This window comes from Vibrio sp. CJQ_6 (genome assembly GCF_043106745.1).
In the GTDB taxonomy this organism is placed as follows: domain Bacteria; phylum Pseudomonadota; class Gammaproteobacteria; order Enterobacterales; family Vibrionaceae; genus Vibrio; species Vibrio furnissii.
This window is the reverse complement of record NZ_JBICMV010000028.1, coordinates 357,898-371,018: the sequence shown is the minus strand read 5'-3', so window position 1 is coordinate 371,018 and position 13,121 is coordinate 357,898. Positions and strand designations below refer to the sequence as shown.

At 50.6% G+C, this 13,121-nt stretch carries 11 protein-coding genes; 5 read left to right on the top strand and 6 right to left on the bottom strand.

The genetic code is table 11. The annotated features are described in order from the left end of the window. Positions 1–72: 72 nt before the first annotated feature. The 5 genes from yddG to ACF8PK_RS16510 form a co-directional block, all read right to left on the bottom strand. Entirely contained in the window at positions 73–996 is a 924-nt protein-coding gene (yddG, locus tag ACF8PK_RS16530; protein ID WP_392442469.1) for an aromatic amino acid DMT transporter YddG, read from the bottom strand. 52 nt (positions 997–1,048) lie between these two features. Continuing rightward, positions 1,049–1,621, bottom strand: coding sequence for a sugar O-acetyltransferase (locus ACF8PK_RS16525; protein WP_238771223.1), 573 nt, complete (start codon positions 1,619–1,621; stop codon positions 1,049–1,051). A gap of 82 nt (positions 1,622–1,703) precedes the next feature. Next, complete coding sequence (locus ACF8PK_RS16520) at positions 1,704–2,309, bottom strand: DUF1294 domain-containing protein (protein ID WP_392442465.1); 606 nt, start codon at positions 2,307–2,309, stop codon at positions 1,704–1,706. Between the two features lie 101 nt (positions 2,310–2,410). Beyond that, positions 2,411–2,815: an OsmC family protein gene (locus ACF8PK_RS16515; RefSeq protein ID WP_014258077.1), complete on the bottom strand. Its 405-nt coding sequence runs from the start codon at positions 2,813–2,815 to the stop codon at positions 2,411–2,413. 34 nt (positions 2,816–2,849) lie between these two features. Continuing rightward, positions 2,850–3,494: an exopolysaccharide biosynthesis protein gene (locus ACF8PK_RS16510; protein ID WP_392442461.1), complete on the bottom strand. Its 645-nt coding sequence runs from the start codon at positions 3,492–3,494 to the stop codon at positions 2,850–2,852. An 824-nt stretch (positions 3,495–4,318) separates the two neighbouring features. On the opposite strand from ACF8PK_RS16510, the gene ACF8PK_RS16505 reads away from it, so the two are divergent. Further along, the gene (locus ACF8PK_RS16505) at positions 4,319–4,783 is read left to right on the top strand and encodes a dCMP deaminase family protein (RefSeq protein ID WP_004727710.1); all 465 of its coding nucleotides are present in this window, start codon (positions 4,319–4,321) and stop codon (positions 4,781–4,783) included. Between the two features lie 271 nt (positions 4,784–5,054). Beyond that, entirely contained in the window at positions 5,055–6,869 is a 1,815-nt protein-coding gene (locus ACF8PK_RS16500) for a putative bifunctional diguanylate cyclase/phosphodiesterase (protein ID WP_392442459.1), read from the top strand. Here the strand turns inward: ACF8PK_RS16500 and ACF8PK_RS16495 are convergent. Further along, complete coding sequence (locus ACF8PK_RS16495; protein WP_392442457.1) at positions 6,847–9,507, bottom strand: ATP-binding protein; 2,661 nt, start codon at positions 9,505–9,507, stop codon at positions 6,847–6,849. The genes ACF8PK_RS16500 and ACF8PK_RS16495 overlap by 23 nt on opposite strands. Before the next feature lie 116 nt (positions 9,508–9,623). Here ACF8PK_RS16495 and ACF8PK_RS16490 point away from each other — a divergent pair, with 116 nt between their 5' ends. From ACF8PK_RS16490 to ACF8PK_RS16480, 3 genes are all read left to right on the top strand, one after another. Next, positions 9,624–10,067, top strand: coding sequence for a hypothetical protein (locus ACF8PK_RS16490; RefSeq protein ID WP_038151894.1), 444 nt, complete (start codon positions 9,624–9,626; stop codon positions 10,065–10,067). Further along, positions 10,064–11,107 carry a hypothetical protein gene (locus ACF8PK_RS16485; protein WP_004727706.1) on the top strand — a complete coding sequence of 348 codons (1,044 nt, stop codon included), beginning with the start codon at positions 10,064–10,066 and terminating at the stop codon, positions 11,105–11,107. Before ACF8PK_RS16490 ends, ACF8PK_RS16485 begins: the two co-directional genes overlap by 4 nt. 355 nt (positions 11,108–11,462) lie before the next feature. Next, positions 11,463–12,899: a glyceraldehyde-3-phosphate dehydrogenase gene (locus ACF8PK_RS16480; protein WP_286281089.1), complete on the top strand. Its 1,437-nt coding sequence runs from the start codon at positions 11,463–11,465 to the stop codon at positions 12,897–12,899. The last annotated feature ends 222 nt before the right edge of the window (positions 12,900–13,121 follow it).

Here is a 13,121-nt window from a genome sequence, read left to right as displayed (position 1 = left end):
TGCAATTTAGACAGTGAAGAATGACGCAAACTGCGCAGAGACTCAACGCAGTTTGAAGCCACAGGAGTCGCTTTATAGCGCTGACTCGTGTGGCACCGCGTGGCGTTTTTTCGTCGCGCGCTCTCGCGTGACCCACCAGCATACCAGCGAGCCGATGGTCACCATCGCCACACCTTGCCAGAAGCTCGCACCCAGCATCACGCCTAGAATCATGGAGGAAAACAGCGTTGAAATCACGGGGGTAAAGTAGGATAAGGTGGCGAGCAGCAGCATGTTGCCGCGTAAAATCGCCACGTTCCACAAGGCATAACCACTGCCCATCACCACGCCCGTCAAAAGTAAACTGAGCGTTCCCGAGGCGGTGAATACCAACGGGCCTTCATCGCTCATGGCATATTGAAACCACAAGACGCTGGCCGTCGCGATAAAAAACAGGCCAATCGCATTCTGGCCCTTGGCAATAATTTTGGTGACGTTGCAATACACCGCCCAAATGATGGCACCGAAAAACGCCATGGCGTACGTCAGTGGATTGGTGGCCACGTTGTCTGCAATCAGCGTAAACGACAGTCCTTGATCACCGGTAATCGTCCAAGCCACGCCAACAAAGGCAAGCGCAATGCTCGGATACACCCACACGCTAACGGGCTGACGGCTGGTCAATACCGCAAACAATACCGTCAAAGCGGGCCATAAGTAGTTGATCACCGCCATTTCCAGCGCTTGATGGCGGGAGTTTGCCATTCCCAAGGCCAGCGCCAAGCAGATCTCGTAGCTGACGAATAGCGCGCCGCCAATCAACACATAGCGCAAAGAGAATTGATGAACTTTAGGAACGCCCATCACGATCAGCAGAAACAGCGACGCCACGCTGTAAATCAGTGCGGCGCCGCCAATCGGGCCGAATTGTTCTGCGACCGTGCGAGTCAGCCCCATCAGGCAACCCCATAACAAAATCGCTGCAATACCAAACAGGGTATACCGATGACGGGACAAAGCAGACTCCACTAAAAAATGATGAAAGGAATCAACACTGTAGCGGAAAACGTCAGCAGAAAGAAGCGTCCTCTTCTCGCGCTAAGTGACGAATGATTTTCGCCGGTGTGCCGCCCACCAGCGTGTCTGGTGGCACATCTTGGTTGACCACAGAATTGGCTGCGACCACAGAACGGGCGCCAATCGTCACGCCTTGGTTAATCACCACATGACCGCCAATCCACACATCATCTTCGACGACGATCGGTTTCGATTCAGTCTCCCATAAACGGCGGCTGCGGTAATCCAGCGAGTGGGATGCGGTGTAGAACTGGCAGCTCGGGCCAATCAGTACGTTGTCACCAATCGTAATCGGCGCGTTGTCGAGCATCACCACATTCATGTTCAGAAAGGTGTGATGACCAATGCGAATGGTTTGTCCAAATTCACAATGGAAAGGCGGCTGCACAACACTGTCGGTGCCAAACGAGCCGAATAACTGTTGTTGCAACGCGTTGCGCTCGTTGTCATCGATGCACTGGTTGATGCGTAGTTTCAATGCTGTGGCGCGTTGGCGAATGGTGACGATCGACGGGTCTTCTCCGTCAAAGACTTGGCCGGCAATCATTTTTTCAAATTCGGTCATCGTGTTCTCCTGTCATTCTATTCGCACAGCGTACCGACTTTTTTAGTAGAAAAAAGAGTAAAAGCCTCAAATTGACTTTCCCCTATTTCCAACGCAAGGCGAGGAGCGAAGCGATAACGCTTTCTAGCCCCTGAATTCCCGTCGGCGTGAGCGTCCAGAGCAACAAGAAAAAATGTCCTAAAACAATGAAAAACAATACGATTTGATAAAGAAGTGAGCGATGAGGTGGGTTGAAATGGTATTGACCCAGCAACGCGCCAGGCCAACCGCCCAGCAGCGCCAAGCTCAACAATGCCGACGCGCCAGTGCGCGGTTTTTTTCGCTTTTCCGCTCGTTTATCGAAGCCGTAAATACACCACAGCACGGCACTCATCGCACCATAGGAATACGCCACTTCAGCGGGGTAACGCCAATACACCACACCGCCAACCAACGCGGCCAAAAACCACATCGCCAACAGCGACGCCCAAGGAAAAGCACGCACACCATCCACATGCGTCGCGCGGCGATTCCCGGCATCATCCTGCACAAGGCGAAACCGTACGGCTTGCCCGGCATGCCCGCTCAAGTCGACAGAGTTGGACACATCACGCTGATAAAATTTGATTCGCAACGCGTCGGCCTCCGAGGTGACGTAACCGTACCCTTTATCGGCATACCACTCTGTGATTCGTCCTTTGATCGCCATGTTACTGCTGAGTTTTCTATCAACGGTGCTATAAGCATAGCCAAGGCAACAAGAACAGCGAATTGCGTCCAATAAAAAACCGGGCGTTAGCCCGGTTTCCATCAGTCGGTGATGATTTCCCAACTGTGGGTCATCTCAACCCCTTTGCCCAGCATCAAGCACACCGAACAGTATTTCTCTAACGAATCTGCCGCCACGCGCGCCACCACCGCTTCATTTAGGTTGTCGCCCGAAACGGCAAAGTGAATGTTCACTTTGGTGAAAATCCGTGGCGCCGTATCGCGACGTTCTGTGGTCAGCTTCGCCGTGCATGTGCGCACTTTCTCACCCGCCGATTTCAAACCATCCACCACGTCAACCGAGCTGCAACCACCTGCCGCCATCAACACCATCTCCATCGGACTTGGCGCTGTTGCGCCGCCGCTGCCATCCATCACGATGGAATGACCCGATTGAGATTGTCCGATAAATTTAAACGCTTCGACCCACTTAACTTGTGCTTCCATTTTTACTACTCATCTTAACCAGAAGATTGTGGCGTCATAATACCAGCATCAGCGAGTTCATCGCTATACGTACCAGAAGATAGCCAACCCACAACGCAAGGACGCTAATCGCGCTACCGACGACCAAAAACAGACCATCGCGCTCAATGATACCGAGCGCAAAAAAGATAATGGCAATGTTCGGTGGAAAGTTCACAAACGGCAGTGGCAGTACAGCGACCGCCGCCAGCACGCAGATGATGAGACCAATCACGCGGCGCGCCAACGCATTGGAAAGCGGCGCCCAACGCGGTTTGATGTAGTGTTCCACTCGTTCAAACCACGGCAATAACTCTTCAATGAAGCGAATGGTTTTCTGGCGATGCAGTTTGCGCTTTTGAATGAGACGCGGCAAACGCGGCGCTTGTAGCCCCAAAGCAAGCTGCAACCCCAATAGGAAAATCGCAAACCCGGCAAAAAAAGAGATGCCCGGAATCAGCCCTGCCAAGCTGAGCATGATCAGCAGTGCCCCGTAAGAGCGTCGTCTCAGCAACTCCAGTAAAGTGCCAATCGACAGGTAAGGTTCAGGGTGACCTTTTAGGGATTTCAGCAAGAACTCAGAGGTTTTCTCCACGTCGTGTTCGCTCTCATTATTCGGTTGGCCTGACGCCGTCAGGCGGATGGGCACATTATCATTCATCCTTCTCGCCTCACGCAATCGAGATTATTGTCATGACGACAACGTGCCACAAGGAACCACACGTTATGTCAGCGCAGATAAAAGAAAACCCCACTAAGCTTTCGCTTAGTGGGGTTCAGTTCTTACTCGCAGCAATCCGGCTACTAATAGGTGCTCCCTGCATCTATTCCTTGATAGTCTGCTGTATCCTTCAGCGCATTCCGTTTCATCGCCTTCCTAGCGGTGTCCCTTATCCATCATCCTGACAGATTCACGCCTTATTCCTTTAAGTTGTCCATTAACCATCCGTTGTAACCATCCTAGTTACCAAGCTTCCAGCTAATGTCCTTCGCTTTCCATGCCGATCATTCATCCTGAATCATCGAATCTTCGTCCTGAAGATGACCTGTCCTTGGGTCTTTCCTGTTCCGTGTCTGCTTCCTGCTGACAACTTGAGATTACGACATCGGAGATTTTCAGCAAGCGGCTCACAACATCCAACTGAGCAAGAAAGTGGGCAAAATTTTATCATATTGATATATTTCAATAGGTTAATAAAACAAACTCGTTTTTCTCTTCACTCAAAATGGACAATATCTTACAACACGTGTAAGAAATATCTCACAAAGCGAATCTCAAATATTCCCTATTGCTAAAATACACCCAACCCACAAAGTTTGATGCAGATCTCACCCCAATCCGAGCAATCAGGAAGCAGTTGGGTTCCATTGGCGGATAAAGCCCAGATTTTCCTAGACTCACCTTGGTAAATTAAGGATATTAGGAGCAATCTTGATCACACAATCGGCAAAATAGACCGCTAACTCTGTTGAGGAAACCATCCTATGATTTCTAAATGGGCACAACGCTTTTACCAAATGGCAGAACTTGTTGGCTCGTGGAGTAAAGACCCTTCCACGCAAGTTGGGGCCGTGATTACCAAACAGAACCGTATCGTCTCCGTCGGCTTTAATGGCTACCCACATGGCATTTCCGATAGTGCCAACACCGACGATCGCGATATGAAATATCTCAAAACCTTGCATGCGGAAGAGAACGCCATCTTGTTTGCCAAGCGCGATCTAGATGGCTGTGAAATCTACGTCACTCATTTCCCTTGTCCCAACTGCGCAGCCAAGATCATTCAAACTGGCATTTCTGCGGTGCATTGCCCAGAGCAATCGGCAGACTTTTTGTCTCGCTGGGGGGACAAAATTAAAGTGAGTCAGGATATGTTCCTGCAAGCGGGCGTGAAGGTGAACTGGCTGCCCGTTCACGAGCTTCAACCCATCAGTGAAATCCATAAATAATATCAGCCCTCCATTCGGAGGGCTTTTTACTGCGCATGATCTCGCCTAAAAACGCTCATTTTTCAACCTTTTGAACTACATCAAAAGTTAACGAATTTTTAAATACGTCTCTTTAGTGAGAATGCCTTACAACTTTGTCCATAAAGCGATGGCTTTTGACTTGAGTCGGCTTTGCCCCTACAGAACTAGGACTACAATTCCAAACATAATCCAAAATCATTGCTGCACATGGTTTCATTTGCGGCGTAAACGCGACTCACACGGGATCCATATGGCATCGACGTCAATTCAGTCAGGTTCGGGATTAGGTACGCGTTTCGTTATTACGTTGTTGTATCTGCTTTCCGTTTCCGTCATTAGCTACACCTTGCTCACCGAGCATCACACTGCGGTACAATATTACTATGCCTACCCGGCCTTGATGTTGATCGCGCTGATCAGCCGTCATCGTTGGACGAAACGATTGGCGGCGATGGGGTCTATTGCAGTCATTGTAGTGGGCAGCTATTTTGAGCCGCTCACGCTCGACGCCATAGAAGAGTCATTTCTTCTGATTCCGTTGACCTATTTGGTGCTGTTTCCTGGCTCACTGTGGCCATTTGTGTCTGCCATTTTGCTGATTGGGAGCTACCTGCAATATCAGAAAATCGGCACGCCGCCGTTTTATGAATTTACAGAAGATGCCGTCGAGCTGGCGGCCATTGCCTTTTTTGCGACCGTCGGCGTCTATTACAAACAGAAATTGCAGCGTCAACTGGAGCGCTATCGCCGCGACAGCTACACCGATTTTCTCACCAAACTGGCAAACCGCAAGGCGTTTACCCGTGACACCAAAGCACTTGAACGTCAGCGCGACACTGAGACGCACTACGCCCTGCTGCAACTGGATATCGACGATTTCAAATTGATCAACGACAGCTTGGGCCACCAGCAAGGCGATAAGCTGCTGTTTGAACTGGCGAAACGCCTGAAAGGACTCGATTTTTCACGGGTGGATTTATACCGCATGAGCGGTGATGAGTTCGCGATTATTTTGAAAGACCAATACGACATTCGTTTCTACGCGGATCAGGTGGCACATTACATTTTGGATGCATGCAGCCAAGGCTTTAAGCTCGACAACCGCAGCTATCACATGACGATGAGCATCGGGATTGCACTGTTTGAAGATGCAATGCACGACAGCGATATTTGGTGTCGTAACGTTGATCTTGCCGTGCTGCGCGCCAAACAAAAAGGCAACAACATCATTCAGCATTTCGACGAAGAGCTGATTGGTGAAACCATTCGCAACTATCAGTTGGAACGCGAACTCAGCAATGCGATTGAAAAGCAGCAGTTAACCCTGAACTACCAACCCAAAGTCGACATCAAAACTGGCGAAGTACACAGCGCCGAAGCGCTGATTCGCTGGCACCATCCCGATTTAGGATTGATCTCGCCCGAAGAATTTGTCGGCTTGGCCGAGAAAAGCCAACAGATCATTCCGATTGGCCGCTGGGTGATTGAGACAGCTTGCAAGCAAGCCAAAGCGTGGCAGATCACGGGACACAACATCTGCATCGCGGTGAATGTTTCCACCGTGCAGTTTCTCTACGACGATATCTTTAATGTGGTGACCAAAGCGCTGCGAGAAACGCATCTGGATCCGAAATTATTGCAACTGGAAATCACCGAAACCACATTGATGCAGCAACCACAAAACGTGAGTGAAACTTGTCAGGACTTGCGCACCCTTGGGATTCGCATTGCGATTGATGATTTCGGCGTGGCTTATTCTTCACTGAACTACCTCAGCCAGCTTCCGATTGACGTCTTGAAAATTGACAAGTCATTCGTCGACAATTGCGTCAACAACCATGACGATCACATGCTGGTGCGTACCATTATTCAGCTTGGGCACAACATGGGAAAAGTGGTGACGGCAGAAGGGGTGAATAACCACAATCAACTGCATCTGTTGGCCATTGAAGGCTGCGACGAGTACCAAGGGTATTACTATTCAAAACCCCTGCCTGCCAAAGCGTTTATTGAACGTATCGAGCAGATGGATTACCCCGAACCTACGCGACTTCTAGCTCAGTAAAGATGTCAAACAACTGCTTCGATTTATACGGCTTCGGCAAATAAGCGTCCATGCCCGCTTCAAAACAGTGGGCAATGTCTTCATCCAACACACTGGCAGTCAGCGCAATAATGGGAATGTTTTTCAGCCCCTGCGCCGACTCCCATTCGCGAATTTTACGTGTCGCGGTAAAGCCATCCATCACCGGCATCATGCAATCCATCAGCACCGCAGAAAACTGGCCACCTTGGGTCACAATGTCCACCGCTTCCTGACCGTTACTGACAATCACGTAGGCTAACCCGGCTTTTTCTAAAAAGAAGGTCGCGATTTTTTGATTCATCAAGTTGTCCTCGACAATCAAAATACGGGGATTTGTCGCTTCCTCTTCTTCTTGCGCTGGCCGAGGGTGGCGAGCATCCTGCACGGGCGAAAGCAGCGCACTTGGCGACGATTCGCGCAACAGCTTTTCAAATCTCAGGCCCAAAAATGGCAACGTAATGCGACCATGAATGGCATCTGCGACGGCTTTATTCGTGAACAGATGGTGTTGCAACATGATGAGCCGAGCGTGCGGGAAGCGCTGCTTTAAATCATCGATATCGGATAACTTGCCGTGGGTCAAACTGTGGCAATAGAGCACATTCACCACTTGATTTACTGAAGCGTCCTCGATATGAGCAATGGTCGATGCTTCCACCACGGTCAGTCCCAAACGCGTGCACTCTCGGCGAATGGCCGCGGAGTAATTGGAATTATTGGAGATAAACAGCGTGGTTTGATTCAGCGGTTGCTGCGTTGGCTGCTCGAGTGGCAGCGTCACGGGAACCGTGAATTCAAATTGGCTCCCCAAATCTTTGGTGGAGTGCACTTGAATCGAGCCATCCATCAACTCCAATAACTGGCGGCAAATCGCCAGCCCTAACCCCGTGCCACCAAAGCGGCGGGTAATACTGCCATCTTCCTGAGTAAAGGGGTCAAAAATGGTGCTCAGCTTGTCTTTGTCGATGCCTTTACCGGTGTCGGTGACGCTACAGCGAATCAGCGGCGTGTCTTGACCGACATAATTCACTTCCACATTCACATAGCCGTCTTGGGTAAACTTCACCGCATTGGAGAGCAGATTCATCAGGATCTGTTTCACCCGATACTCATCCGCCACCACCATCACCGGCAGCTCAGGGTCCAGTTGAATCGCCAACTCGATGTGCTGGCTGATCGCTTTCACATTCACCAAATTCACGGTGTCGTACACCATTTCGGCAAAATTGAACGCATTGGGATTTAACGTCAGGCTGCCCGCCTCGATCTTGGATAGATCGAGAATGTCATTGAGCAGTATCAGCAGCGATTGGGATGAAGTATCAATGTCATCTAAAATGTCCTGCTGGTTCACGTTTAATCCGGAAGAGGCCAAAATTTCAGTCATGCCAATGATGCCGTTGAGCGGTGTGCGAATTTCATGAGACATATTGGCCAGAAACGAACTCTTGGCCCGGTTGGCGGCAATCGCTTCTTCTTTGGCGTGAATCAAACGCTCTTCATGCGCTTTGAGTTCCAAAATAATGTGGTTGAGGCTACCGACGAAATCGGAGAACTCATCGTTCCCATCAATGGCGATCTGCTTCACGCTATCGCGCTTGTCCCGTAGCTGCCCCATGGTGGCGAGGATCCGATTGAGCTTGGACGAAATGCGATAAAACGTCCCAAGGCCCAGCACCAACAGCAGCACAAACACCCCCGCCACCACAGCGCTGATCACGGCGATCCGCTGACTTTCCTGACGAACCTGTTGATCAATTTGCTGCGACAGATGTTCGGAAAAGCCCAAAAACAGCTTCTGCACCGCCGCTTGGCGATTCTCCAACGTCTGCACATATCCGCTCAACTCACTGGGCGTCACTTCTTGGCGCAGGATCTTGTCGCGCAGAATGGCGCCTTGGCGAAAATCTTGTTGGGCAAATAACTTGACGATCTGATCCAACTGAACCGAACTGGCGCCCGTATCAATAAAGCGTTCAAGGTGTTGCTGTTCACGCTCCGCAATTTGGAAATACTGACCGAGCTGCTGGGGCGTCAGCGTGTCCGTCTGAGATAAATCGCGAATAAACCACGCCTCACGCTGCATCCAATATAAAAACCAACTCAAATCGTCATATACCACATCCAAAGTATGAATGTCGGTGGGCGCTTCATGATTGCTGCGCTTTTGAATGTCGGTGAGCAATTCGTAGATCAAATCAAACGTCCAGGTGCCGTATTCGTGGGTCTCGGCCACCGTCGCCGAAGCAATTTCGCTGGCGAGGCTTTTTAGCTCTGCGACGTTGCTGCTACTTAGTGAGGCCGAATTCCCGGACACGCGCATGAGATTTTGATCATCGATGTTGGCGCCAACGAGGGTCAATTCGTTGTCGAGAGCAATCCGCAAGCGCTGAACGTCGTTTTGATGAATGCGCCCGATCAGCATGTCGTACGCCAGATGGGTCGCGTTCGTCAGATGATTCAACGCATCGATTTTTTTGGTGATCACACGGTAAGCGACCAATTGCGTTTGGAATTGGCTGAACAGATTCCAAGTTCCCCAACCAATCACCAGCATCGGCATGAGACACAGCAGCATCAGTCGAGCTTTTATTGAGAAACGAGAAACAGTGCGCATTCCTTAACCTTGAATGTGAAGAGACCTAGCCTATGGTTAAAGAGTAGACAGTGTTTGTGCCGTTTGCGCCCATAATTTCAAGAAAGTTGAGTCAGTTAGGTGAAGGAAAACCGTTTTTGCTGAAACGAGTCTGGTTGGTTATCACATCCCTTGTGCTGTTCTGGAGTACCGCCGCGTACCCGGAGTCGTACGCCATTGTGACGCTCAATCCCAACCTGCCGCCCCTCAAAGCCAGCCAAGTCAAGATGCTGTACCGCGGCCGCTTGAGCCACATCGACGACATCAACATCTCCTTGCTCGACCTGCCGCAGAACTCCCCCCTGCGTCAGCAGTTTTATTACGGCCTGCTCGGTAAAAGCCCGGCGCAGATGCAAGCGATCTGGGCGCGGCAGACTTTTTCTGGCCGTAGCAAAGCGCCTTTCGAGGCGAAACAGAGCGACATCCAAGAGGTCATCGCTTGGCTCACCCACAATAAAAATGGCATCGCTTATATCCCCGCGAGTTGGGTGACAGGCTCCGTCCATGTCATCTATGTCTTCAATAGTGAGGAACCACTATGAACGCAACGTCTCTCATTGGCTTCATTCTTTTTTCTCCACTGGCGATGAGTCAAATCAACGTCGGGGAACATCTGCGCGTCAGTGGGTTTGGCAACGTGTCTGCCGCCAAATCTGACACATCCGTGCCGATTTTTGTGCATCGGGATATTGATGACGACGGGTGTTTTGATTGTGATACCACGCTGGGATTGCAAGTGGATTGGATCCTCAATGATCGCTGGCGCGCGTCGGTGCAAGGCGTCAAACGCCCGCAAGATCATTTTTCCAGCCCCGAACTCGAGTGGGCCTATTTGGAATCGGCGTGGGGCGCTTATAGCGCGAAAGTCGGTCGCTTGCGCCTGCCGGTGTTTATGATGTCGGAATATTATTATGTCTCGGTCGCCTACCCGTGGATTCGGCCACCCCAAGATGTGTACGACAGTTTGCTGGGCATTACCCACTATGATGGCGCATCGTTTGAGTGGAATACCATGCTCACCGACACCTCACAACTGCGGGTATCGACCTTTGCAGCGCTGCCGAGTAAAAATGATTACCAGATTTACGACATGCAATACACGCTGGATGCTGATGCGGCCTACGGCTTGACGGTCGACTGGTATCGCGATGATAACGTGTTCCGTTTGGCGTATCTCACCAGTGAAGCGGATCTGCAAACCGGCGGTTACAACGTCTCGCATTACGATATGGATTTGTTGGCGCTGGGCATGAACTATGCGCTCGGTCCGTATCACCTGTTTGCCGAATACATCTACGACGATCAACTCTACTCAAACTGGTACGTGGGATTGGCACGCCAATTTGGGAAATGGCAGCCTTATCTACAATACGGACAACGGCGAAAACTGTATGACAACGACTCGTATCTGGTGGGGCTGCGATACAACATTGTGCCCAATGTCGCGCTCAATGGAGAGTGGCAAGTGGTCAATAGCACAGAAAATGCGTTGAGCGGCCACTTCACCAAAGCGCAAAACCCAGCAACCGGCATCGAAACCCAAGCACACATTATTTCCTTGGCGATCTCGTTTACCTTTTAAGGGGGTAACTTGATGAATATTACATTTTTGTGAAACAAATAATGCAAACAAGACCGACAAGCTAGATATGAAACCAAATTAGCACGAAATAAGTCGGCCTATCTGCATTTGTCAATCGGTGAAAATACCGGCCTCCACCCCATATATTGACTGGTTTATCACCAAATTAAAGCAAAAAATTTGGTCATTATTTTTCCTAGCAGAATAACCAGTTAGCCATTACAATCCGGCCACATAAAAATAACAAACTCCCCCTATGCCAAACGCAGTCCAAACTGCGGGCAAAACCGCTGTTGTTCATCTCCCTACCGATGGACAAAAAAGCTCAACGAAACGTGAAAGGTCCCGAGTAAAAATGAGTCCAGAGAAACATCTCCTAGAATGGCAAACAAGCCAAACGATTGCTGAATCCATGTCTCCCCTCATCGGTCAGCTTTATCGTCAAAAAGGGGTGGAAGTGATCCTGTTCGGTAAAACACTGATCAACGCTGACACCATCGACATCATCAAAACTCATCGTATTGCTCGCCGCTACACCGGCTCCCCGCTTTCCCTCGAACAAACCATGCCGATCGTGCAACAACTTGCTGACATGAACCTGTCGCCATGTCGTGTTGATATCGGTCAAATGGCACACCAATTCTGGCAATCGCATGATGACGCGCACGGTCTGAAAGATTTTCTCGCCACGGCGCTGCAAGGCGCGCTGAATGGCGATGTCATGAATGAGCCAAAAGATGTGGTTCTCTACGGTTTCGGTCGCATCGGTCGTCTGTTGGCGCGTTTGCTGATCGAAAAAAGCGGTCCGGGTTACCCACTGCGCCTACGTGCGATTGTGGTTCGCGGTGGTAAGAAAGGTGACCTCGAAAAACGCGCTAGCCTGCTGCGTCGTGACTCTGTACACGGTCAGTTTAATGGCAGCATCATCATCGATGAAGAACGTAAAGCGCTGATTGCAAACGGTAACTACATTCAGTTCATCTACGCAAACTCACCAGCAGACGTCGACTACACCGCGTACGGCATCCACGATGCCTTGGTTGTCGATAACACTGGCGTTTGGCGTGATTCTGAAGGCTTGGGCCAACACCTGGGTTCGCAAGGCGCGGCAAAAGTACTGTTGACGGCGCCAGGCAAAGGCGACATCAAAAACGTGGTGTTTGGTGTGAATGAGTCGGTCATTCAGCCAGAAGACACCATCATTTCTGCCGCCAGCTGTACCACCAACGCGATTACGCCAGTGCTAAAAGCAATGCACGACAAATACGGCGTGGTCTCCGGCCACATCGAAACCGTTCACTCGTTCACCAACGACCAGAACCTGATCGACAACTTCCATAGCGGCGATCGCCGTGGCCGTTCAGCGTCTCTGAACATGGTGTTGACGTCCACCGGTGCGGCAAAAGCAGTTGCCAAAGCGCTGCCTGAACTGGCTGGCAAACTGACGGGTAACTCGATTCGCGTTCCGACACCCAACGTTTCCATGGCGGTGGCGAACCTGAACCTTGAAAAAGAGACCGATAAAGAAGAATTGAACGCTTACCTGCGTGAGATGGCGCTCAACTCAAAACTGGCCGCGCAAATCGACTACACCGAATCCACTGAAATTGTCTCGACCGATCTGGTTGGCTCTCGCCACGCTGGCGTGGTCGATGGCGCAGCCACCATCGCGCAAGGCAATCGCTGCGTCCTGTACGTTTGGTACGACAACGAATTTGGCTACAGCTGCCAAGTGGTTCACTGTATGGAACAGATGATGGGCGTACGCTACAAAACGTACCCAGCGGCTTAATCACCGCAAGACAAACACATTCAACTCCACAACATAATAACAACCAATCCTGAAGAAGGCGGTTCACGACAGATACCTCGCGTGACACACGCCTTCTGACGGCATACACACCCCCGTGCTTGCCGCCCTAACCTGATGTGGGCGGCCCTTTTTCTCTCCCTTGCGACTCTCTGCCTCTGGATACACAATAAATTCGTGTTGAATCTTATTCATACGCGTCAA